Raw genomic sequence first — 20,017 nt, forward strand, 5'->3', positions numbered from 1 at the left:
TTCAGCTTACTGGCGCCACGGCTGCCCACGGGACTGTGAGCACCCCGTCACGCAATCGGCGGCGCGCCGCGGCGACGGGGAAACCGTCTGCGCGCAACAGATCCACCATGGCCCGCCAGCGCACCCGCGGGCCGAACACGCCGTGCCCGGCAGCACTCGCCCAGGCCCGGTCGGCGGCGCTCAGGAGTGCGTGGACCGGCTGTCCTTCGACGTTGTGGTGGATCAGCACCTTGGGCAGCCGTTCGGCCAGATCCGACGGCCGCTCGATGCTGAACGGGTCGCACGCCAGCGTGAGGCTCACCGGCCCGTCGGCGTCCAGCAGCACCCAGCAACATCTGCGGCCCAGCTCGTCGCACGTTCCGTCGACGATCAGCCCACCGGGAGCGAGCCGGCGCGACATCGTCGCCCACGCTTCGGGCACTGCCTCGACCGGGTACTGACGCAACACGTTGAACGCCCGCACCAGCACGGGACGCAGCCCGGCCAACTCGAACCCGCCGAGGGCGAAGTGCACGTCGCTGCCGCCGGCCATCGCCCGGGCGGTGGCCACGCGTTCGGGGTGGATCTCCAGGCCGACGACGCGCACGTCGGGACGAACCGATTGCAGCCGCGCCGCCAATTCGAGCGTGGTCACCGGCAGCGCGCCGTATCCGAGGTCGACCACGAGCGGATCGGCCGCGGCCCGCAACACGCTGCGCACCCGCGGCGAGTGCACCAGCCAACGGTCGCTGCGGCGCAGCCGGTTGTACCCGGTGGTGCCGCGGGTGACCGCCCCGACGGGCCTAGACGTGCTCGGCGATCCATTCAGCGGTGAACGCCCCCTCGATGGTGAACACGTCGTTTACGGACTGCAGGACCAGGTCTTCGAGCTTGCCCCCGACCAGGGGCATCGGCACCTTGCACGTGCTTTCGGCCTGCAGTCGGCTGCCCGCGGAGACCCCGGTGAGAACATAACGGCCATCGAGCCGGCCCGGTGCGTGTGAAACCGACGCGGTGTAGTGGCCGTTCGCGCCGTTCGGATCGAAGGGGCCGAAATACTGCTTACGGGTGATGGCGAGGTCGAGCGGAATCACCGACCGCAGGATCGCGGGTAACTCCGCGCGCGGCAGAACCTGCCGGAACTCGACCGCGATCCCGCCCTCGTCGGAGCTGAAGGCCGTGATGTCGGATTTTCCGGGTGTCAGGTCGTCGTACCGGTCCATCAGGGCCTGCCAGTACGCGCCGGTTGCGTACACGGCGTAGATCGTTTCGGCGGGTGCGTCGAACGACATCGTCGACTGCCGGGAGCGGCTCATGGCTACCGAAGGTACCGGCGGGGTCAGCCGCGATCGGTGATCCACACCGACGTGAACCGTTGCTCGGCGGTCAACAGGTCGACCAGCTGCGCGCCGATGAAACTCTCGATCTTGCCGCCGACGAGCGGCACTCTCACCTCGACCGTGATGTGCACCGACAGCCGGGACCCGCCGCCGGTCGTGGCGAGCGTCGCGGTTCCGGACAGGGACACCGGCGCCCCGGTGACGGAGCCCTGCACCGTGCCGTGAGATACGCCGTCTCGGATCGGCTCCCAATGCTCCTCGCGCCGGATGTGTAGATCGCCGCGGTGAAACTGCGACACCAGCCCGGGCAGCCGGCCTGCGCGCAGGATCTGCGTGGTGGCCGCCTCGATATCGCCGTCGTCGGTCACGGTCAGGGCGTCGAGCGCGGTTTGGTCGGCCCCCGAATCGGCAAGCCGTGCCAGCCAATACCGTTCGTCGGCGAATGCCCGGTGGACCTGTTCGACGCCGGCTTCGTAGTCGGTGGCCATGTCGAATGATCGCGGCATAGCTGGTCAGGCTACCGTTACGGCCCGTGGTCAGTTCGTATGTTGCCGGTGTCGCGATCGCCGAGTCGGTTGCGCTGGCCCCGCTGACCACGCTGCGGGTCGGTCCGGTGGCGCGCAGGGTGCTCACCTGCACCAGCACCGATCAGCTCATCGATGTCCTGCGGGCGGTATCCGACCCCATCCTGGTGCTCGCCGGCGGATCCAACGTGGTGCTGGCCGACGACCTCTCCGACACGATGCCGGACCTCACCGTGGTGCGCGTGGCCAACACCGCGATCACGGTCGAGGGCGACCTGGTGCGCGCCGAGGCCGGCGCCGTGTTCGACGACGTCGTCGTCGCCTCGCTGCAGCACGGGCTGGGCGGGCTCGAATGTCTGTCCGGGATACCGGGATCGGCCGGGGCCACCCCGGTGCAGAACGTGGGTGCGTACGGGGCCGAGGTCGCCGACACCATCAGCCGGGTCCGGCTCCTCGACCGGCGCACGGGTGAAGTCCGTTGGGCCGCACCGGAAGAGCTCAAGTTCGGCTACCGCACCAGCATCCTCAAACGCTCCGACGCCGTCATCGTGCTCGAAGTCGAGTTTGCCTTGAATGCGGATGGGGCCCCGGACCGGCGAAGTGCACCGCTGCGTTACCGCGAACTGGCCACCGCGCTCGGTGTCGAACCGGGGGAGCGGGCCGACCCGATGCGTGTTCGCCAGGCCGTGCTGCAGTTGCGTGCCGGCAAAGGGATGGTGCTCGACGCGCAAGACCATGACACGTGGAGCGTCGGGTCGTTCTTCACCAACCCCGTGGTGTCGCCGGCCGAGTTCGAGCGGGTCGAGGCCATGTTCCGGGCGGGCCGGGCGGTCCGGGCGGGCGGGGCTGACCCGGAAGCGGCGGCCGGACAGGTGCCTCATTACCCCGCGCCCGACGGCGTCAAGCTCGCGGCGGGCTGGCTCGTCGAACACGCCGGGTTCGGCAAGGGGTACCCCGGTGACGGTGCTCCCGCGCGGCTTTCCACCAAGCATGCCCTGGCTCTGACCAATCGTGGCGAGGCGAACACTGCCGATGTGATTGCCCTGGCCAGAGCGGTGCAGGCGGGTGTTTTGGACCGCTTCGGGATCATGCTGCACCCCGAACCGATTCTGATTGGGTGCGATCTATCAGTACCCTAGGTCCACGTGAGCCCTGGCGGTGATATAGAGGCGGATGCGCCGTTGTTCAATCGGCGGCGTGCCCTGACGGTGTTGACCGTCGGAGTGGGTGCCGGACTGTTGGCTGCCTGCTCGCGAGAATCGTCCGTCTCCGCCCCTGAGGCCGAGCGGACCGCGGCGCCGACGGTGACCTACGAGCCTGCCGCCGACTCCGAGGACGTGCTGCCGACGGCGCCGGTCGGAGTGAAGGTCGAGAACGGTGTGTTCCAGCGCGTCAGCCTGACCAATGCCAACGGCAAGGTCGTCGCCGGCAAATTCAACAGTGACCGCACGGCGTTCACTGCCACCGAACCGCTTGGCTACGAATCCACCTACACGTGGGCGGGATCCGTGGTGGGGCAGGACGGCAAGGCCGAGTCCGTACAGGGCAAGTTCTCCACCGTCGCCCCGCAGAAACAGGTCAACGGTCAGTTCCAGCTTGCCGACGGCCAGGTTGTCGGCGTGGCCGCGCCGATCATCCTGCAGTTCGACGCCGCGATCGACGACAAGTACCGGGCGACCGTCGAAAAAGCGCTTCAGGTGACCACCACGCCGTCCGTAGAGGGCAGTTGGGCATGGCTGCCCGACGAGGCCGGGGGCTCGCGCGTGCACTGGCGCACCCGGGAGTACTACCCGACCGGAACCAAGGTGAGCGTCAAGGCGCCGCTGTACGGCGTCAGCTTCGGTGACGGTGCCTACGGTGCGGCCGACTCGACGCTCGACTTCGAGATCGGACGCCGCCAGGTGGTCAAGGCCGAGGCCTCCAGCCACCGCATCCAGGTGCTCGACGGATCCGGCGCGGTGATCATGGACTTCGCCTGCAGCTACGGGGAGGGCGACCTGGACCGCAACGTCACGCGCAGCGGCATCCACGTGGTCACCGAGAAGTACGAGGACTTCTGGATGACCAACCCCGCCGCCGGGTACAGCAATGTGCACGAACGTTTCGCGGTGCGGATCTCCAACAACGGCGAGTTCATCCACTGCAACCCGAACAGCATCGGTTCGCAGGGCAACACCAACGTGACCAACGGCTGCATCAACCTGAACCTGGAGAACTCCCAGCAGTACTTCAACAGCGCGATGTACGGGGATCCGGTCGAGGTGACCGGTACCCGGATCGAGCTGTCCTACGCCGACGGCGATATCTGGGACTGGGCGGTGGACTGGAACGAGTGGAAGTCCATGTCGGCGCTGTCCACGCAGGATTCGCCCACGAATCTGCCTGCATCGGCCCCGGCGACGCCGACGGACGCTCCGACACTGTCCGGCACGCCCACGACCACGACCCCGCCGAAGCCCACGCCGGGCGGTTAGCCGTTCGCCGTTTTCGACTTGAGGGTCGCTAACCCGCGAAGAAGCGCAGCCGTGATGTCGAAATCGTCGAGCAGCCGACGACGAGGAACCTTCGGTGCATCACACCCGGCGATTGAACCTTCCGTGCGGCGCCTGATCACGCGGACGGATCACGATCTGGTCGAGATTGACGTGTGAGGGTCGCGACGCGACGAACCCGATCACCTCGGCGACATCCTCGGCCACCATCGGGGTGATGCCGCGGTACACGTTGTCGGCCCGCTGCTGGTCTCCGTCGAAGCGCACCAGCGAGAACTCGGTCTCCACCGCACCTGGTGCAATCTCGGTGAGCCGCACCGGTTTTCCGAGAAGCTCGCCGCGCAGCGTGCGGTGCAGGGCGCCCTGGGCGTGTTTGGCCGCCGAATATCCCGAGCCGCCGTCATAGGTCTCGAATGCCGCGATCGAGGTGACGGTGACGATCAGCCCGTCGCCGGAGGCGATGAGCTTGGGTAGCAGCGCCCGGGAGACCCGCAGTGTGCCCAGCACGTTGGTTTCCCACATCCACTGCCAATGCTCCAGGTCAGCGTCCAGGACGGATTCCAGCCCGCGGGCCCCGCCGGCGTTGTTCACCAGCACATCCACCCGGTTCAGCTGCGCCGCCAGGGCGTCGACGGCGTCCTGGTCAGTGACGTCCGCCACAATCGCGGTGCCGCCGATCTCCTCGGCCAGCGCCTGGACCCGATCAGCTCGACGGGCCGCACAGATAACGTGAAAACCTAGGGCGGCAAGGGATCTGGCCGTCGCGGCACCGATTCCGGCGCTGGCGCCGGTAACCACTGCCACTCGCTTGTCTGACTGTGGTGTCGTCATCTGCCCAACATTAGATGGCGTGCTAAGTTCGTCGTGTGTCCGGAAGTCTCCAGTCCCGCTTCGCGCGGCGTGCGTGTTGTTGTTGCGCACCCCGCCGCGCCTGACTGAACCCGGACACCGTTTTCCCGTCCTGCTGAGTCGCCAGGTGTGGTCTCTCCCCACCAGCCGACAACCAGTAAGGACCATTCACGTGACCACCGCCATCGCCGCTCCCCTTCGGAAGCGCTCCAGTAACTCCTCGGCTTCCTCTGCTTCGTCGGGTGCCCGGTCGCTGTCGGCGGCCTCGCGCTACCCGCAGTCGCGGCTGCTGCACATCGTCGCCCCGTCGCTGAAGGTGCCCGACGCCGCCGCGGCATCGGTCTTCAGTGCCATCCGCACCCGCGGGCCCATCGCCAGGGATGCCATCGCACAGCTCACGCAGTTGAGCATCGCGACCGTCAACCGTCAGGTCACTGCACTTCTGGAAGCCGGAATCCTGCGTGAGCGCGCCGATCTCGCGGTTTCCGGGGCCATCGGACGGCCCCGCGTGCCCGTCGAGGTCAACCACGAGCCTTACCTGACGCTCGGCATCCACATCGGTGCGCGCACCACCAGCATCGTCGCCACCGACCTGTTCGGTCGCACTCTCGACGTGGTCGAGACGCCAACCCCGTCGGGATCCCAGTCCGCGGCGTTGGCCACGTTGGCCTCCAGCGCCCGCCGGTACCTGAGCCGCTGGCACCGTCGTCGTCCACTGTGGGTCGGGGTGGCCGCCGGTGGCGTCGTCGACAGTGCCACCGGATATCTCGATCATCCGCGGCTGGGCTGGGTCGATGCCCCGGTGGGCCCGGTGCTCGCCGAAGCGCTGGCGTTGCCGGTGTCGGTCGCCTCGCACGTGGACGCGATGGCCGGTGCCGAACTGCTGCTGGGGGGACGGCGTTCCTCCCCGGAGGCCGCCGGCGCTCCGGCACGGACCAGCCTCTACGTCTACGCCCGCGAGACCGTCGGCTACGCGCTGTCGATCGACGGACGCGTGCACTCGCCGGCCAGCGGGCCCGGCACGATCGCGGGCCTGCCCGCGCAATCCGAATTGCTCGGCGGCTCAGGGCAACTGGAATCCACCGTGAGTGACGAAGCGGTGCTCAACGCGGCCCGCAAGCTGCGGATCGTCCCGGCCGACGGCCCGTCCTCGACGCTGTCGACGGTGCTGCGCGTAGCCCGGCAGGGCGGTTCGGAATCCGGGGAGAAGGCCCGCGAGCTGCTGGCGGACCGGGCCCGGGTGCTCGGCGAGGCCGTGGCGTTGCTGCGCGATCTGCTCAACCCTGACGATCTGGTGCTCGGTGGCCAGGCCTTCACCGAATACCCCGAAGGCCTGCCCGTCGTGGAGGACGCTGTCACGCGCCGCTCGGTGCTGGGCCCCCGTGATATCCGGCTGACGGCCTTCGGCAACCGGGTTCAGGAGGCCAGTGCCGGCATTGTTTCGCTAGGCGGCCTTTATGCGGATCCGATCGGCGCCATGCGGCGCGCTCAAACCCGCCGATCGGCGGCGGTGTAGACATGTCTTTGTGCGTCTAGCCACAGACCTCGAGATTCCCCGCCGCGTTGCGGTGATATCCGTACACACCTCGCCGCTGGCGCAGCCGGGTACCGGTGACGCCGGCGGGATGAATGTCTACGTGCTGCAGACCGCGTTGCAGCTGGCCCGGCGCGGCGTCGAGGTGGAGGTTTTCACCAGGGCCACCTCGTCGTCGGATGCCCCGGTGGTGCCGGTGGCGCCCGGGGTGTTGGTGCGCAACGTGGTGGCCGGTCCGTTCGAGGGCCTGGACAAGTACGACCTGCCGACTCAGCTGTGCGCGTTCACCGCGGGGGTGTTGCGTGCCGAGGCAACCCACGAGCCCGGCTATTACGACGTCGTCCACTCGCATTACTGGCTGTCCGGACAGGTCGGCTGGCTGGCCCGGGACCGCTGGGCGGTGCCGCTCGTGCACACCGCGCACACCCTGGCCGCGGTGAAGAACGCCGCACTGGCCGCCGGTGATTCGCCTGAGCCACCGCTGCGCGCGGTGGGGGAGCAGCAGGTGGTCGACGAGGCCGATCGCCTCATCGTGAACACCGAACATGAAGCGCAGCAATTGGTTTCGCTTCACCACGCCGATCCGGGGCGTATCGATGTGGTGCATCCGGGAGTGGATCTGGATGCCTTCACCCCGGGTGATCGCGACGCGGCACGCGCAGTGCTCGGCATTGCACCGCACGAGCAGGTGGTCGCGTTCGTGGGCCGGATCCAGCCGCTCAAGGCACCCGACGTGCTGTTGCGTGCCGCCGCCAAACTGCCCGGGCTCCGGGTGCTCGTCGCCGGTGGGCCGTCGGGCAGTGGCCTGGCCGAGCCCGACACCTTGGTTCGACTTGCCGACGATCTGGGTATCACCGACCGGGTGACGTTCCTGCCCCCGCAGTCCCGCGAACAGTTGGTCAACGTGTACCGCGCCGCCGATCTGGTCGCGGTGCCCAGCTACTCCGAATCATTCGGCCTGGTCGCGATCGAGGCCCAGGCGTGCGGGACACCGGTGGTGGCGGCCGCGGTCGGCGGTTTGCCGGTCGCGGTGGCCGACGGTGTCAGCGGAGCCCTGGTCGACGGGCACGACGTCGACGACTGGGCGGCTGCGATCGATGACGTACTGCAGCGCGACCCGGGTCCGTTGCGCCTGGCCGCCGCGGCCCACGCCGCGCAGTTCTCCTGGGCGCACACCGTCGATGCGCTGCTCAACAGCTACGCCCATGCGATGAGCGATTACCGGTCCCGGCACCGCAGGCCGTCCGCGCGCCGTACGGGACGCCGGTTCGCGCTGCGACGCGGGGTGCGGGCGTGAGTGTCGAACAGCTGATCGTCGACACCCTCGAGGAGCACGAGCTGGTCTACCACCGGCACGAGGGCGCCCGCGGCGGGCTGCCCGGCATCGTGGTGGAGCTCCCGGGGGAACGGAAGCTCAAGACCAACACCATCCTGAGCATCGGCGAGCACTCGGTGCGGGTCGAGGCGTTCGTCTGCCGCAAGCCCGACGAAAACTTCGAAGGCGTCTACCGGTTCCTGCTCAAACGCAACCGCAGGCTCTACGGCGTCGCCTACACCCTCGACAACGTCGGCGACATCTACCTCGTCGGCCGGATGGCGCTGGAAGCGGTCACCGCCGACGAGATCGACCGGGTGCTCGGGCAGGTGCTCGAAGCCGTCGACTCCGACTTCAACACCTTGCTGGAACTCGGTTTCCGCTCGTCGATCCAGAAAGAGTGGGAGTGGCGGGTCTCGCGGGGCGAATCGCTGAAGAACTTGGAGGCGTTCGAGCACCTGATCGACGACTGATTGTGCTGAGGTTCAGGTGTGAGCGTGGGCCTCGTGCAGACGGATTCGCCCGGGTACGTGCACAGCACCCACGCTCGGCCGCGGTGACGGCGCTCGTGAGAAGATCACTCGCATGCCGACGCTGATCCTGCTCCGCCACGGTGAGAGCGACTGGAACCAGAAGAACCTGTTCACCGGATGGGTCGACGTCGACCTCACCGACAAGGGCCGCACCGAGGCGGTCCGCGGCGGCAAGCTGCTGGTCGAGAACGACGTACTGCCCGACGTGGTCTACACGTCGCTGCTGCGCCGCGCGATCACCACCGCCAACCTGGCGCTGGACGCCGCCGACCGGCACTGGATCCCGGTGCATCGCGACTGGCGACTCAACGAGCGGCACTACGGTGCGCTGCAGGGCCTGGACAAGGCCGCGACCAAGGAGAAGTACGGCGAAGAGCAGTTCATGGCGTGGCGGCGCAGCTACGACACCCCGCCCCCGGCGATCGAGAAGGGCAGCGAGTTCAGTCAGGACGCCGACCCGCGCTACGCCGACATCGGCGGCGGCCCGCTGACCGAATGCCTGGCCGACGTGGTGGCGCGGTTCGTGCCGTACTTCGAGCAGGCCATCGTGCCGGACATCAAATCCGGCAAGACCGTCCTGATCGCCGCCCACGGAAACTCGCTGCGTGCGCTGGTCAAGTACCTCGACGGGATGTCCGACGAGGAGGTCGTCGGCCTGAACATCCCGACCGGCATCCCGCTGCGCTATGACCTCGACGAGAACCTCAAGCCGCTGGTGGCGGGTGGTGAATACCTCGACCCCGAGGCCGCCGCTGCCGGGGCCGCCGCCGTCGCCGCGCAAGGCGCCAAGAAATAGTTCGCTGGACACTCGGGCTTACGGGCAAACAGCAGGTTACCGAGGGTTAACGAGAGCCGAACTCCTGTATTTGTCGGTGTGACTTGTCCCGTTTTGGCCGCACGTTGCACCGATGACGTTCACCGTGTGCGTACGATTTTCGCGTGAGCTTGGTGTCGGCGTTACTGCTGACGGTGGTCGTGTCGTTGCTCGCGCTGATCGTCGGTGCGGGGGTGGCCGCCGTGGTCGCCCCTCGAATCGTGGCCAAGCGGCAGCAGCGCGAGGCTGATGAGGCCGGCCTGACGGTGTCGCAGATGCTGCAGCACATCGTGTCCGCAGCGCCCAACGGCATCGTCGTGGTCGACTCGTTCAACGACGTCGTCTACGCCAACGACCGCGCCACCGAGCTGGGCGTGGTGCGTGACCGTCTGCTCGACGACCGAGCCTGGCGCGCAGCCGAGCAGGTGTTCGTCACCGGCCAGCCCATCGACGTCGATCTGTCGCCACGCAAGTTGCCGCACCCCGGACGCTCGGGGATATCGGTGCGCGGCTGGGTGCGGCCGCTGTCCGCCGAAGACGGCCGTTTCGCCGTCGTCTACGCCGACGACCAGTCCGAGCACGCCCGGATGGAAGCCACTCGGCGCGACTTTGTCGCCAACGTCAGTCATGAGCTCAAAACTCCGGTGGGCGCCATGCGGGTGCTCGCCGAGGCGCTGCAGGCCTCCGCCGACGACCCGGACATGGTGCGTCGCTTCTCCGACAAGATGGTGGCCGAATCGCTGCGGCTGGCCGACATGGTCGGCGAGCTGATCGAACTGTCCCGGCTGCAGGGTGCCGAGCGGTTGCCCGATCTGGGGGCCGTCGACGTCGACACCGTGGTGTCCGAGGCGCTGTCGCGGCACAAGGTGGCCGCCGACAAGGCCGACATCTCGATCACCACCGACGCCCCGACCGGCTTCCGGGTGCTGGGTGACCAGACTTTGCTCGTGACCGCCATCGCCAATCTGGTGTCCAATGCAATTGCGTACTCGCCCAACGGATCCGGCATATCCGTCAGCCGGCGCCGGCGGGGCGGCAGTGTCGAGATCGCGGTCACCGACCGCGGTATCGGAATCGCCAAGGCCGATCAGGAGCGGGTCTTCGAGCGGTTCTTCCGGGTCGACAAGGCCCGGTCGCGCGCCACCGGCGGCACCGGGCTGGGCCTGGCGATCGTCAAACATGTGGCCGCCAACCACAACGGAACCATCCGGCTGTGGAGTCAGCCGGGCACCGGGTCGACATTCACCCTGTCGATTCCGGCCTATCCCGAAACCGATGAGTCCACAGGCGACTCAGACGACCGAGAGGACTAGCGAGACCAATGACCAGCGTGTTGATCGTTGAAGACGAGGAGTCGCTGGCCGATCCCCTGGCATTCCTGCTCCGCAAGGAAGGCTTCGAGGCCACCGTCGTGGCCGATGGTCCCTCCGCACTGGCCGAGTTCGAGCGCTCCGGCGCCGATATCGTCCTGCTGGACCTGATGCTGCCGGGGATGAGCGGTACCGACGTCTGTAAGCAACTGCGTGCCCGATCCAGCGTGCCGGTGATCATGGTCACCGCGCGTGACAGTGAGATCGACAAGGTTGTCGGCCTCGAGTTGGGTGCCGATGACTATGTCACCAAGCCGTATTCGGCCCGCGAGCTGATCGCGCGGATCCGGGCGGTGCTGCGCCGCGGCTCCGACACCGATGACGGCGCGATCGGTGACGGCGTGCTGGAGGCCGGCCCGGTCCGAATGGACGTCGAGCGGCATGTCGTCAGTGTCAACGGGGAACAGATCACCTTGCCGCTCAAGGAGTTCGACCTGCTCGAGTACCTGATGCGCAACAGTGGCCGGGTGCTCACCCGTGGCCAGCTCATCGACCGGGTGTGGGGCGCCGACTATGTGGGTGACACCAAAACCCTTGACGTGCATGTCAAACGGCTGCGTTCCAAGATCGAGTCCGACCCGGCCAACCCGGTGCACCTGGTCACCGTGCGTGGCCTCGGGTACAAGCTGGAGGGCTGAACCCCGCGCTACTCGGCGGCGCGGGTGGCCGGATGCACGGCGACCAAACCCAGGGCGCTGCGCCGCCGGCACATCGCGGCCAACTCGGCGTAGGCCTTCTCGCCGAGCACCGCGGTGAGCTCGGGGCCGTAGGACTCGAACACCGGGCGGGCGCCGACATGGGCGGCGGGATCACCGGTGCAGTACCAGTGCAGGTCGGCACCGCCCTCGCCCCAGCCGCGCCGGTCGTATTCGGTGATGACCGTTCGCAGGATCTGCGTGTCGTCGGGCCGGGTGATCCATTCCTGGCTGCGCCGGATCGGCAACTGCCAGCACACGTCGGGCTTCATGGTCAGCGGCTCGACACCGAGCTTGAGGGCCTTGCTGTGCAGCGCACATCCGATGCCGCCGGGGAAACCTGGCCGGTTCAGGAAGATGCACGCCCCCTTGTACTTTCGGGTGCGCAGATTGGGCTTGCCGTCGTACTCGTCGTCTTCCAGGTAGCCCTTGCGGCCCAGGCCCTTCTCCCGGAACTCCCAGTCGTCGTCGGTCAGCTGTTTGACCGCGTCGTCGAGCCGGGCCCGATCGTCGTCATCAGAGAGGAACGCGCCATGCGAGCAGCAGCCGTCGTCCGGGCGGCCCTCGACGGTGCCCTTGCAGGCCGGTGTGCCGAAGACACACGTCCAGCGGGACAACAACCACGTCATGTCGGCCGCGATCAGGTGGGTCGCGTCCTCCGGGTCATAGAACTCCACCCATTCGCGGGCAAAGTCGAGTTCGACTTCGCCGGGATGCAAATCTGTCACGGCGCAAACGGTACTCGCATACGGCGGAACGCATTTCCCAACCGCGGCACTACCGGCGGTGGGAAGTCAGACAGCCCGGGCGGGCGCATCTCGCGGATTCGGGGAGGTCCGGCCACGGAGCGCTGGTCGCCTGCGGTTAGGTTGGTCCAGTGCGGCTAGGCGTGCTCGATGTCGGGAGTAACACGGTTCATCTCCTCGTGGTGGATGCGCGCCGTGGGGGACACCCGACCCCGATGAGCTCCACCAAGGCGGCGCTGCGACTCGCCGAGGCGATCGACAGCTCCGGCAAACTGACCCGCAAGGGCGCCGACAGCCTGGTGGCCACGGTGGACGAGTTCGCCAAAATCGCCACCAGCTCGGGTTGTTCCGAATTGATGGCGTTTGCCACCTCGGCGGTGCGCGACGCCACCAACTCCGAGGAGGTCCTGGCCAGGGTTCGGGCTGAGACCGGGGTTTCCCTGGGCGTGCTGAGCGGCGTCGACGAATCCCGCCTGACGTTCCTGGCGGTGCGCCGCTGGTACGGCTGGAGCGCGGGCCGCATCATCAACATCGACATCGGCGGGGGCTCGCTGGAACTGTCTTCCGGGGTCGACGAGGAGCCCGAGGTGGCAATGTCGCTGCCCCTGGGCGCCGGCCGGCTGACCAGGGAGTGGTTGGCCGAAGACCCGCCTGGGCGGCGCCGGGTCGCGATGCTGCGGGACTGGCTGGCCACCGAGCTCGCCGATGCCGGTACGACCATGCGCCGGGCTGGGAACCCGGACCTCGCGGTGGCCACGTCCAAGACCTTCCGATCGCTGGCCCGACTCACCGGGGCGGCCCCGTCGGGCGCAGGCCCACGGGTCAAGCGGACCCTCACCGCTGCCGGATTAAGACAGCTCATAGCTTTCATCTCTAGGATGACAGCGGCTGACCGTGCCGAACTGGAAGGGGTGAGTGCCGAGAGGGCACCACAGATCGTGGCCGGTGCTTTGGTAGCTGAGGCTAGTATGCGAGCACTGGAGATCGATTCCGTCGACATTTGCCCCTGGGCGTTGCGAGAGGGATTGATTCTGCGGAAACTCGACAGCGAGGCCGACGGCACAGCCTTGGTAGAGACGTACGCGCGGGACGCCGGACGTTAAGGAAAAGCTAGCCCCAAAGGCAACATAGGTATGACGGTATGACAGGACCAGAGAACAGCCCAACCGGCACCCGACCGATCTCGGTCGCGGAGTTGCTGGCAAAGAACGGGACGATCGGGGCACCCCCGGTGGGCGGTCGCCGTCGGCGTCGGCGCGGTAACAGCGACTCGGTGACGGTCGCCGAGCTCACCGGCGAGATCCCCGTCATCACCGATGACATGGAGGACGAACTCCTCGATACGCCGGTTCCCGCGCCTGACCCACTGGTCGACACCGCCGTCGTGGCGCCCATCCTGGACGAGCCCCGCGAGCCCCGCGAGCCCCGCGAACCCCGCGAAGAGCCGCGGGTCCGCAACGGCGGCCCCCGGCCCCCACGAGTCAAGCCGCCCATCAGGCCGGCCGAACCCGACGTGGTGCGCGGCGAGGCCGAGGACGACTACGACGCGCACCTGGCTGCGCGCGATGCCGACCCCGAGCCTGTCGAGTTCCGGCCGCGTCCCCGCCGCGGGCAGCCCAAAAAGGCGGCGCGTGACTACCGACCGTCGGGGACCGGTGCCGAGCGGATGAGCCCGGATCCCCTCTACGACCTTGACGCGGATGCCGCGGCAGGGCCGGCCGAGGCGTTGGTCGAGCCCGATGACCACGACCTGCACGGCGTGGATTCTGTCGACGACACCGTGTACGACGACTACGCGGGCGACGACTACGGCGACGATTACGGAGATCGTTCGTACTCGTCACTCGGGCCGTTGTTCGGCGGAGGGTCCGTGGCCGATGAGCAGGCGCGGCGTTCCCGGGGCCGTGACGGCATCGATCTCGAACACGACGAGGACCTGTCGCAGGGCGTCGACGACTTCGACGAGCACGACGAATTCGACGAGGAGCAGCAGCCGGCCTCCCCGCTGGTTCGCGGGCTGTGGATCGTCGGTCAGTGCGTGATCGCGGTGGCCTTCGGCGCCGGCCTTTTCGTCGCCTTCGATCAGCTGTGGAAGTGGAACACCATCGTCGCGCTGGTGCTCGGGGTGCTGGTCATCCTCGGCCTGGCCGGTGGCGTGCGGGTGGTTCGCAAGACCGAGGACATCGGCAGCACGCTGACCGCGGTGGCGGTCGGAGCGCTGGTGACCTTCGGGCCGTTGGCACTGCTGCAGGCGAGTTAGGCTGCCGCGCACGCGAGGAGCGAATCAGCCACTGCGCACGCGAGGAGCGAAACAGCCACCGCGCACGCGAGGAGCGATCGGGCCTCAGTACACAATTAGGTCGTGCGCCCAGCCATCAAGATCGGTCTGTCCACCGCCTCGGTCTATCCGCTGAGGACGGAGGCCGCGTTCGAGTACGCCGCCCGCCTCGGCTACGACGGTGTCGAGCTGATGGTGTGGGCGGAGTCGGTCAGCCAAGATGTCGAGGCCGTCGCCAAGATGTCGGCGCACTACGGCGTGCCGGTGTTGTCGGTGCACGCGCCCTGTCTGCTGATCTCACAGCGGGTGTGGGGTTCCAACCCGATCCCGAAGCTGGAACGCAGCGTCCGTGCCGCCGAGGAGTTGGGTGCGCAGACCGTCGTCGTGCATCCACCGTTCCGCTGGCAGCGCCGCTACGCCGAGGGGTTCAGCGAGCAGGTGGCCCAGTTGGAGGCCGACAGCGAGGTCCTGGTGGCGGTGGAGAACATGTTCCCGTTCCGCGCCGACCGGTTTTTCGGGGCGGGCGGCACGTCGATCGAGCGGATGCGCAAGCGCGGTGGCAGGCCGGGCCCGGGCATCTCCGCTTTCGCGCCGTCGTATGACCCGCTGGACGGCGATCATGCGCACTACACGCTCGATCTGAGCCATACCGCGACGGCAGGCACCGATGCGATGGACATGGCCCGGCGTATGGGCGACGGTCTGGTGCACCTGCATCTGTGCGACGGCAAGGGCGCATCCACCGACGAGCATCTGGTCCCGGGCCGCGGCACTCAGCCCACCGCCGAGGTGTGCCAGATGCTGGCGGCGGGCGATTTCTCCGGCCACGTCGTCCTCGAGGTCACCACCTCGGCGGCGAGGACGGCGTCCGAACGCGAGGCGCTGCTGACCGAGTCGTTGCAGTTCGCCCGCACACACCTGTTGCGCTGAGCTCGATCCCACCCACGCCCCGGCTGCAAAGGACGCACATGACCGGTTCCACCCTGTTCACCGATGCCATGGCACTGACGTCGGCCGGCGACGGCGTCTATCACGGCGAGCTCAACGAGCACTGGACGATCGGGCCCAAGGTGCACGGCGGCGCCATGCTCGCGCTGTGCGCCAACGCCGCCCGCACCGAGCTGGGCACGTCCGCGCAGCCCCTGGCGGTCTCCGGAAATTTCCTGTGGGCGCCGGATCCCGGTCCGATGCAGGTGGTCACCACGGTGCGGAAGCGGGGCCGCCGGATCGGTCTGGTGGACGTCGAGCTCCGGCAGGGGGACCGAACCGCGGTGACGGTGTCGGTCACCCTCGGTGAGCCGGAGCATCACGTGCCGCCGCTGCTGTCGTTCAACCCCGTGGTGCCGCTGATGACGCCCGAACCGCCACCTGGGCTGGAGCCGATCGGCCCCGGGCATCCGATGGAGCACGTCGTGCACCTGGCGCACGGCTGCGACATCCGGCCGGCCCTGCACACCATGGGTCCGCGTTCCGATGGTGGGCCGCCGGTGTTCGAGTACTGGGTGCGTCCGAAGGGGGTGGCTCCCGACGTGCTGTTCGCGCTCCTGTGCGGAGATGTGTCGGCTCCGGTGACATTCGCCGTGGAACGCACCGGTTGGGCGCCCACGGTCCAATTGACGGCCTATCTGCGGGCATTGCCGGCCGATGGCTGGCTGCGGGTGATGTGCACCTCGGTGCAGATCGGCCAGGACTGGTTCGACGAGGATCACATCGTCGTCGACTGCGAGGGCCGGATCGTCGTGCAGACGCGGCAGTTGGCGATGGTGCCTGCAGCGTCCTGACGTCTCGACATGGAATGCTGTCGCCCATGTCGAGAATCGCGATAATCGGCGGCGGAAGCATGGGCGAGGCGCTGCTGTCGGGGCTGTTGAGGGCTGGCAGGCAGGTCAAGGACATGGTGGTCGCGGAGAAGTACCCGGACCGGGCCAAGTACCTGTCGGAGAAGTACTCGGTGCTGGTGACCTCGGTCGCCGATGCCGCCGACAACGCCGCCTACGTGGTGGTCGCGGTCAAGCCGACCGACGTCGCGAATGTGATCGACGAGATCGCCGACGCGGTGGCGCGTGCCGATTCCGACACCGCCGAGCAGGTGTTCGTCAGCATCGCGGCCGGCGTCAGCACGTCGTACTACGAGAACAAGCTGCCGGCCGGGTCTCCGGTCATCCGCGTGATGCCCAACTCCCCGATCGTGGTCGGCGGCGGGGTGAGCGCCTTGGCGGCGGGCCGGTTCGCGACTGCCGAGCAGCTCAAGGAGGTCTCGTCGATCTTCGATGCGGTCGGCGGCGTGCTCACGGTGAGTGAGTCGCAGCTGGACGCGGTGACCGCGGTGTCCGGGTCGGGGCCGGCGTACTTCTTCCTGATGGTCGAGGCTCTGGTGGATGCGGGCGTGGAAGCGGGTCTGTCGCGTGCGGTGGCCACCGATCTGGCGGTCCAGACGATGGCAGGCTCGGCGGCAATGCTGCTGGAGCGTCTCGATGAGGTGAACGCGGCCGGAGGCGCCGCGCTGGACACCACACCGGCGCGATTGCGGGCCATGGTGACCTCGCCGGCCGGCACCACCGCCGCTGGGCTGCGGGAACTGGAGCGCGGGGGACTGCGGGGTGCGGTGTCCAACGCCGTTCTGGCCGCGAAAACGCGCTCTGAGCAGCTCGGAATTACATCTGAGTAATTAGATTAATTCCAACTGATTAGCCCACACCCGTCGCAGTAACCCCACCCGCCACGCTATTCTCCCTATGTATGCGCGGGTCGGTGCCAGCGGTGGGGAAGCCGCTGGAACTGCCCGTGCCTGATTGATTGGGTTGCGATGACGTCTATGAACGGGCCATCGGCGCGGGATGCTGGCGACGGTCAGCCTCGAGCTCAATTTCTGACGGTCGCCGAAGTGGCGAGCCTGATGAGGGTCTCGAAGATGACGGTGTACCGGTTGGTGCACAACGGTGAACTGCCTGCGGTTCGAGTGGGCCGATCGTTCCGGGTCCACGCCAAGGCAGTCCACGATCTGCTGGAGTCTTCGTACTTCGACGCCGGCTGACAATCCGGGTCGAGGGCGCGGCCGTACGGGCTGAGCGCCCAGAGCAGGCTGGCGTTTTCCGTTTCGGTGACCGTCCCGGGTAAAGTAACCAGGTCAATCATCAGCGTCAGTAGCGGAGACACCAGGGTTTATGGGCTCAGTCATCAAGAAGCGGCGTAAGCGTATGTCGAAGAAGAAGCACCGCAAGCTGCTTCGCCGTACCCGGGTGCAGCGTAGAAAACTCGGCAAGTAGCCAACTGCTGCGGCCGCTAGGCTGAGCCGATGGATTCTGATGGTCGTTCGGGGGGACGCCCTACGGGAGTCCCCGGATCTGGCTCGGACACTTCCGGTGCGGGACAGTCCGCAGATGCGTCACCCGCTCCGAAAGTAGTTCTGGTCACGGGTGCGTGCCGGTTTCTCGGTGGATACCTGATCGCCAGGCTGGCGCAGAACCCGGCGATCGAGCACATCATCGCCGTCGATGCGGTGGTGCCGAGCAAGGATCTGATGCGTCGGATGGGACGCGCGGAGTTCGTCCGCGCGGACATCCGCAACCCGTTTATCGCCAAGGTGATCCGAAACGGGAATGTGGACACCGTCGTGCATGCCGCGGCGGCATCCTATGCGCCGCGGTCCGGAGGCCCCGCCACGTTGAAGGAACTCAACGTGATGGGCGCCATCCAGTTGTTCGCCGCCTGCCAGAAGACACCGTCGGTCCGTCGGGTCGTGCTCAAGTCCACCTCTGAGGTGTACGGCGCGTCCCCGCGCGATCCGGTGATGTTCAGCGAGGAGAGCAGCGCTCGGCGTCCGCCGGGTGACGGGTTCGCTCGCGACAGCATCGACATGGAGGGCTACGCGCGCGGCCTGGCCCGGCGCCGTCCGGACATCGACCTGACCATCCTGCGGCTGGCCAACATGATCGGGCCCGCGATGGACACCGCACTCTCGCGGTATCTGGCCGGGCCGGTGGTTCCGTCGGTCGTCGGGCATGACGCGCGGCTGCAACTGCTGCACGAACAGGACGCCCTCGGCGCCCTCGAGCGTGCGACGATGGCCGGCAAGGCGGGCACGTTCAACATCGGCGCCTCCGGCATCATCATGATGAGCCAGGCGATCCGGCGCTCCGGACGGATCCGGCTCCCGGTCCCGCGTGGGGCGTTGTCGGCGATCAATTCACTCAGTCGCGCAACGCGTTACACCGAACTCGACCGCGATCAGATGAACTATCTGAGCTACGGCCGGGTCATGGACACTACGCGGATGCACAGGGTTCTGGGCTACAGTCCCAAGTGGACGACCGCCGAGGCATTCGACGACTACGTCCGAGGTCGTGGATTGACACCGATACTCGATCCGCGATGGGTACGCTCAATGGAGAGTCGCGCCGCGGGGGTGGCGCAGCGTTTGGGACATTAGTACTGGCTCTATCCGGGGTGGGAGAAGGTATCGACGTGGCGGGCGAATCAAAAGCGAAAGTCATTCCGCTACATGGGAACTCGAATCGTTCCTCGGCTGCGCGCCGAGCGGCGGCCCGGTCCGACAGCGCCCGCAGGCATCCTTCTGTCCTGGCCGATCCGGGAAGCCGTGCCTCGGCCGAGCAGATCGCCGCGGTGGTCCGTGAGATCGATCAGCACCGCAGCAGCGCGTCGGGTCAGTCGACTGTCGACGAAGGCCCCAGCGAACTCGTCAAGGGCATAGCCGCCGTCTCGGAATTCGTCCGCGCCCGGATGACCGGTGAGTACTCGGTGGACGAGTTCGGGTTCGACCCGCACATCACCAACGCAATCTTCTTGCCTTTGCTGCGAACGTTTTTCCGGTCCTGGTTCCGGGTCGAGGTGTCCGGTATCGAGAACCTGCCCGAGAGCGGGGCCGCGCTCGTGGTGGCCAACCACGCCGGGGTGCTGCCCTTCGACGGGTTGATGACCCAGGTGGCCGTACACGATCACCACCCCGCGCACCGGGATCTGCGTCTGCTGGCCGCCGATCTGGTGTTCGACCTGCCGATGGTCGGGCAGGCCGCGCGCAAGGCGGGGCACACCGTCGCCTGCAGCACCGACGCGCACCGGCTGCTGGCCAACGGTGAGCTCACCGCGGTGTTCCCGGAGGGCTTCAAGGGGCTGGGCAAGAACTTCAAAGATCGCTACAAGCTGCAGCGGTTCGGCCGTGGCGGCTTCGTTTCCGCAGCTCTGCGAGCCCAGGCGCCGATCGTGCCGTGCTCGATAGTGGGCTCGGAGGAGATCTACCCGATGATGGCCGACGTGAAGCTGCTGGCCCGGTTGCTCGGTCTGCCGTACTTCCCGGTGACCCCGCTGTTCCCGCTGGCCGGCCCGCTCGGCCTGGTGCCGTTGCCGTCGAAGTGGCACATCCAGTTCGGTGAGCCGATCGAGACGGTCGACTACGACGAGACCGCCGCCGACGATCCGATGATCACGTTCGAGCTGACCGATCAGGTCCGCGAGACCATCCAGCACACGCTGTATCAGCTGCTCGCCGGTCGCCGAAACATGTTCTTCGGCTGAGTTTTTCGCTCACCCT

The 20,017-nt window shown here is 67.6% G+C and carries 22 protein-coding genes; 17 read left to right on the forward strand and 5 right to left on the reverse strand.

Annotation, left to right across the window (positions count from 1 at the left end):
* Nucleotide 1: 1 nt before the first annotated feature.
* The 3 genes from ACZYZF_RS08395 to ACZYZF_RS08405 are packed head-to-tail and all read right to left on the reverse strand — an operon-like array spanning nt 2 to nt 1,825.
* A complete protein-coding gene (locus ACZYZF_RS08395) occupies nt 2-808 on the reverse strand; it encodes a methyltransferase domain-containing protein (protein ID WP_463835846.1) in 807 nt (268 codons plus the stop codon).
* Nucleotides 783-1,295: a DUF2505 domain-containing protein gene (locus tag ACZYZF_RS08400; protein WP_463742638.1), complete on the reverse strand. Its 513-nt coding sequence runs from the start codon at nt 1,293-1,295 to the stop codon at nt 783-785. The genes ACZYZF_RS08395 and ACZYZF_RS08400 overlap by 26 nt, the downstream gene beginning before the upstream one ends.
* A 23-nt stretch (nt 1,296-1,318) precedes the next feature.
* Nucleotides 1,319-1,825 carry a DUF2505 domain-containing protein gene (locus tag ACZYZF_RS08405; protein ID WP_463742637.1) on the reverse strand — a complete coding sequence of 169 codons (507 nt, stop codon included), beginning with the start codon at nt 1,823-1,825 and terminating at the stop codon, nt 1,319-1,321.
* Nucleotides 1,826-1,851: 26 nt separating this feature from the next.
* Between ACZYZF_RS08405 and ACZYZF_RS08410 the strand changes: the two genes are divergently transcribed.
* Nucleotides 1,852-2,982, forward strand: a complete 1,131-nt coding sequence (locus tag ACZYZF_RS08410) for a UDP-N-acetylmuramate dehydrogenase (RefSeq protein ID WP_463835267.1) — start codon at nt 1,852-1,854, stop codon at nt 2,980-2,982.
* A 6-nt stretch (nt 2,983-2,988) separates the two neighbouring features.
* Complete coding sequence (locus tag ACZYZF_RS08415; RefSeq protein WP_463742635.1) at nt 2,989-4,317, forward strand: L,D-transpeptidase; 1,329 nt, start codon at nt 2,989-2,991, stop codon at nt 4,315-4,317.
* 99 nt (nt 4,318-4,416) lie between these two features.
* On the opposite strand, the gene ACZYZF_RS08420 is transcribed toward ACZYZF_RS08415, so the two are convergent.
* Nucleotides 4,417-5,166 carry an SDR family NAD(P)-dependent oxidoreductase gene (locus tag ACZYZF_RS08420; RefSeq protein WP_463835269.1) on the reverse strand — a complete coding sequence of 250 codons (750 nt, stop codon included), beginning with the start codon at nt 5,164-5,166 and terminating at the stop codon, nt 4,417-4,419.
* Nucleotides 5,167-5,356: 190 nt separating this feature from the next.
* On the opposite strand from ACZYZF_RS08420, the gene ACZYZF_RS08425 reads away from it, so the two are divergent.
* The 6 genes from ACZYZF_RS08425 (at nt 5,357) to regX (ending at nt 11,388) form a co-directional block, all read left to right on the forward strand.
* Entirely contained in the window at nt 5,357-6,700 is a 1,344-nt protein-coding gene (locus tag ACZYZF_RS08425) for an ROK family protein (RefSeq protein WP_463835271.1), read from the forward strand.
* 10 nt (nt 6,701-6,710) lie between these two features.
* Nucleotides 6,711-8,015, forward strand: a complete 1,305-nt coding sequence (mshA, locus tag ACZYZF_RS08430; RefSeq protein ID WP_463742633.1) for a D-inositol-3-phosphate glycosyltransferase — start codon at nt 6,711-6,713, stop codon at nt 8,013-8,015.
* Nucleotides 8,012-8,506: a type III secretion system chaperone family protein gene (locus ACZYZF_RS08435; protein WP_463742632.1), complete on the forward strand. Its 495-nt coding sequence runs from the start codon at nt 8,012-8,014 to the stop codon at nt 8,504-8,506. The genes mshA and ACZYZF_RS08435 overlap by 4 nt, the downstream gene beginning before the upstream one ends.
* A 112-nt stretch (nt 8,507-8,618) precedes the next feature.
* Nucleotides 8,619-9,362, forward strand: a complete 744-nt coding sequence (locus ACZYZF_RS08440; RefSeq protein ID WP_463742631.1) for a phosphoglyceromutase — start codon at nt 8,619-8,621, stop codon at nt 9,360-9,362.
* Between the two features lie 143 nt (nt 9,363-9,505).
* Complete coding sequence (locus tag ACZYZF_RS08445; RefSeq protein WP_463835272.1) at nt 9,506-10,693, forward strand: sensor histidine kinase; 1,188 nt, start codon at nt 9,506-9,508, stop codon at nt 10,691-10,693.
* Between the two features lie 8 nt (nt 10,694-10,701).
* Nucleotides 10,702-11,388 (forward strand): two-component sensory transduction protein RegX, encoded by a 687-nt coding sequence (gene regX, locus ACZYZF_RS08450; RefSeq protein ID WP_463742629.1) that lies wholly within the window; start codon nt 10,702-10,704, stop codon nt 11,386-11,388.
* Between the two features lie 8 nt (nt 11,389-11,396).
* Here the strand turns inward: regX and ACZYZF_RS08455 are convergent, their stop codons facing one another.
* A complete protein-coding gene (locus tag ACZYZF_RS08455; protein ID WP_463742628.1) occupies nt 11,397-12,173 on the reverse strand; it encodes a DUF3109 family protein in 777 nt (258 codons plus the stop codon).
* A gap of 149 nt (nt 12,174-12,322) precedes the next feature.
* Between ACZYZF_RS08455 and ACZYZF_RS08460 the strand changes: the two genes are divergently transcribed.
* The 9 genes from ACZYZF_RS08460 (at nt 12,323) to ACZYZF_RS08500 (ending at nt 20,001) form a co-directional block, all read left to right on the forward strand.
* Nucleotides 12,323-13,294 carry a Ppx/GppA family phosphatase gene (locus ACZYZF_RS08460; protein ID WP_463742627.1) on the forward strand — a complete coding sequence of 324 codons (972 nt, stop codon included), beginning with the start codon at nt 12,323-12,325 and terminating at the stop codon, nt 13,292-13,294.
* A gap of 38 nt (nt 13,295-13,332) precedes the next feature.
* Nucleotides 13,333-14,451 (forward strand): FUSC family protein, encoded by a 1,119-nt coding sequence (locus ACZYZF_RS08465; RefSeq protein ID WP_463835273.1) that lies wholly within the window; start codon nt 13,333-13,335, stop codon nt 14,449-14,451.
* 102 nt (nt 14,452-14,553) lie between these two features.
* Nucleotides 14,554-15,399 (forward strand): sugar phosphate isomerase/epimerase family protein, encoded by an 846-nt coding sequence (locus ACZYZF_RS08470; protein ID WP_463742625.1) that lies wholly within the window; start codon nt 14,554-14,556, stop codon nt 15,397-15,399.
* 38 nt (nt 15,400-15,437) lie between these two features.
* Complete coding sequence (locus ACZYZF_RS08475) at nt 15,438-16,250, forward strand: thioesterase family protein (RefSeq protein WP_463835274.1); 813 nt, start codon at nt 15,438-15,440, stop codon at nt 16,248-16,250.
* A gap of 26 nt (nt 16,251-16,276) precedes the next feature.
* The gene (gene proC, locus ACZYZF_RS08480; protein WP_463835275.1) at nt 16,277-17,137 is read left to right on the forward strand and encodes a pyrroline-5-carboxylate reductase; all 861 of its coding nucleotides are present in this window, start codon (nt 16,277-16,279) and stop codon (nt 17,135-17,137) included.
* Between the two features lie 138 nt (nt 17,138-17,275).
* Complete coding sequence (locus tag ACZYZF_RS08485) at nt 17,276-17,503, forward strand: cell division/environmental response transcriptional regulator (protein WP_003882954.1); 228 nt, start codon at nt 17,276-17,278, stop codon at nt 17,501-17,503.
* A 130-nt stretch (nt 17,504-17,633) separates the two neighbouring features.
* A complete protein-coding gene (locus tag ACZYZF_RS08490) occupies nt 17,634-17,735 on the forward strand; it encodes a 30S ribosomal protein bS22 (protein ID WP_003402602.1) in 102 nt (33 codons plus the stop codon).
* Nucleotides 17,736-17,764: 29 nt separating this feature from the next.
* Nucleotides 17,765-18,898: an SDR family oxidoreductase gene (locus ACZYZF_RS08495; protein ID WP_463835276.1), complete on the forward strand. Its 1,134-nt coding sequence runs from the start codon at nt 17,765-17,767 to the stop codon at nt 18,896-18,898.
* A 29-nt stretch (nt 18,899-18,927) separates the two neighbouring features.
* Nucleotides 18,928-20,001 (forward strand): lysophospholipid acyltransferase family protein, encoded by a 1,074-nt coding sequence (locus ACZYZF_RS08500; RefSeq protein WP_463835847.1) that lies wholly within the window; start codon nt 18,928-18,930, stop codon nt 19,999-20,001.
* The last annotated feature ends 16 nt before the right edge of the window (nt 20,002-20,017 follow it).

Source organism: Mycobacterium sp. IDUB_24 (assembly GCF_055419385.1).

Excerpts from the sequence above, each read along its gene's own strand:
- ACZYZF_RS08400 (WP_463742638.1), bottom strand. The coding sequence starts at position 1,295 with ATGAGCCGCTCCCGGCAGTCGACGATGTCGTTCGACGCACCCGCCGAA.
- proC (WP_463835275.1), top strand. The coding sequence starts at position 16,277 with ATGTCGAGAATCGCGATAATCGGCGGCGGAAGCATGGGCGAGGCGCTG.
- ACZYZF_RS08465 (WP_463835273.1), top strand. The coding sequence starts at position 13,333 with ATGACAGGACCAGAGAACAGCCCAACCGGCACCCGACCGATCTCGGTC.
- ACZYZF_RS08440 (WP_463742631.1), top strand. The coding sequence starts at position 8,619 with ATGCCGACGCTGATCCTGCTCCGCCACGGTGAGAGCGACTGGAACCAG.
- ACZYZF_RS08490 (WP_003402602.1), top strand. The coding sequence starts at position 17,634 with ATGGGCTCAGTCATCAAGAAGCGGCGTAAGCGTATGTCGAAGAAGAAG.
- ACZYZF_RS08475 (WP_463835274.1), top strand. The coding sequence starts at position 15,438 with ATGACCGGTTCCACCCTGTTCACCGATGCCATGGCACTGACGTCGGCC.
- ACZYZF_RS08405 (WP_463742637.1), bottom strand. The coding sequence starts at position 1,825 with ATGCCGCGATCATTCGACATGGCCACCGACTACGAAGCCGGCGTCGAA.
- ACZYZF_RS08495 (WP_463835276.1), top strand. The coding sequence starts at position 17,765 with ATGGATTCTGATGGTCGTTCGGGGGGACGCCCTACGGGAGTCCCCGGA.
- ACZYZF_RS08420 (WP_463835269.1), bottom strand. The coding sequence starts at position 5,166 with ATGACGACACCACAGTCAGACAAGCGAGTGGCAGTGGTTACCGGCGCC.
- regX (WP_463742629.1), top strand. The coding sequence starts at position 10,702 with ATGACCAGCGTGTTGATCGTTGAAGACGAGGAGTCGCTGGCCGATCCC.
- ACZYZF_RS08485 (WP_003882954.1), top strand. The coding sequence starts at position 17,276 with ATGACGTCTATGAACGGGCCATCGGCGCGGGATGCTGGCGACGGTCAG.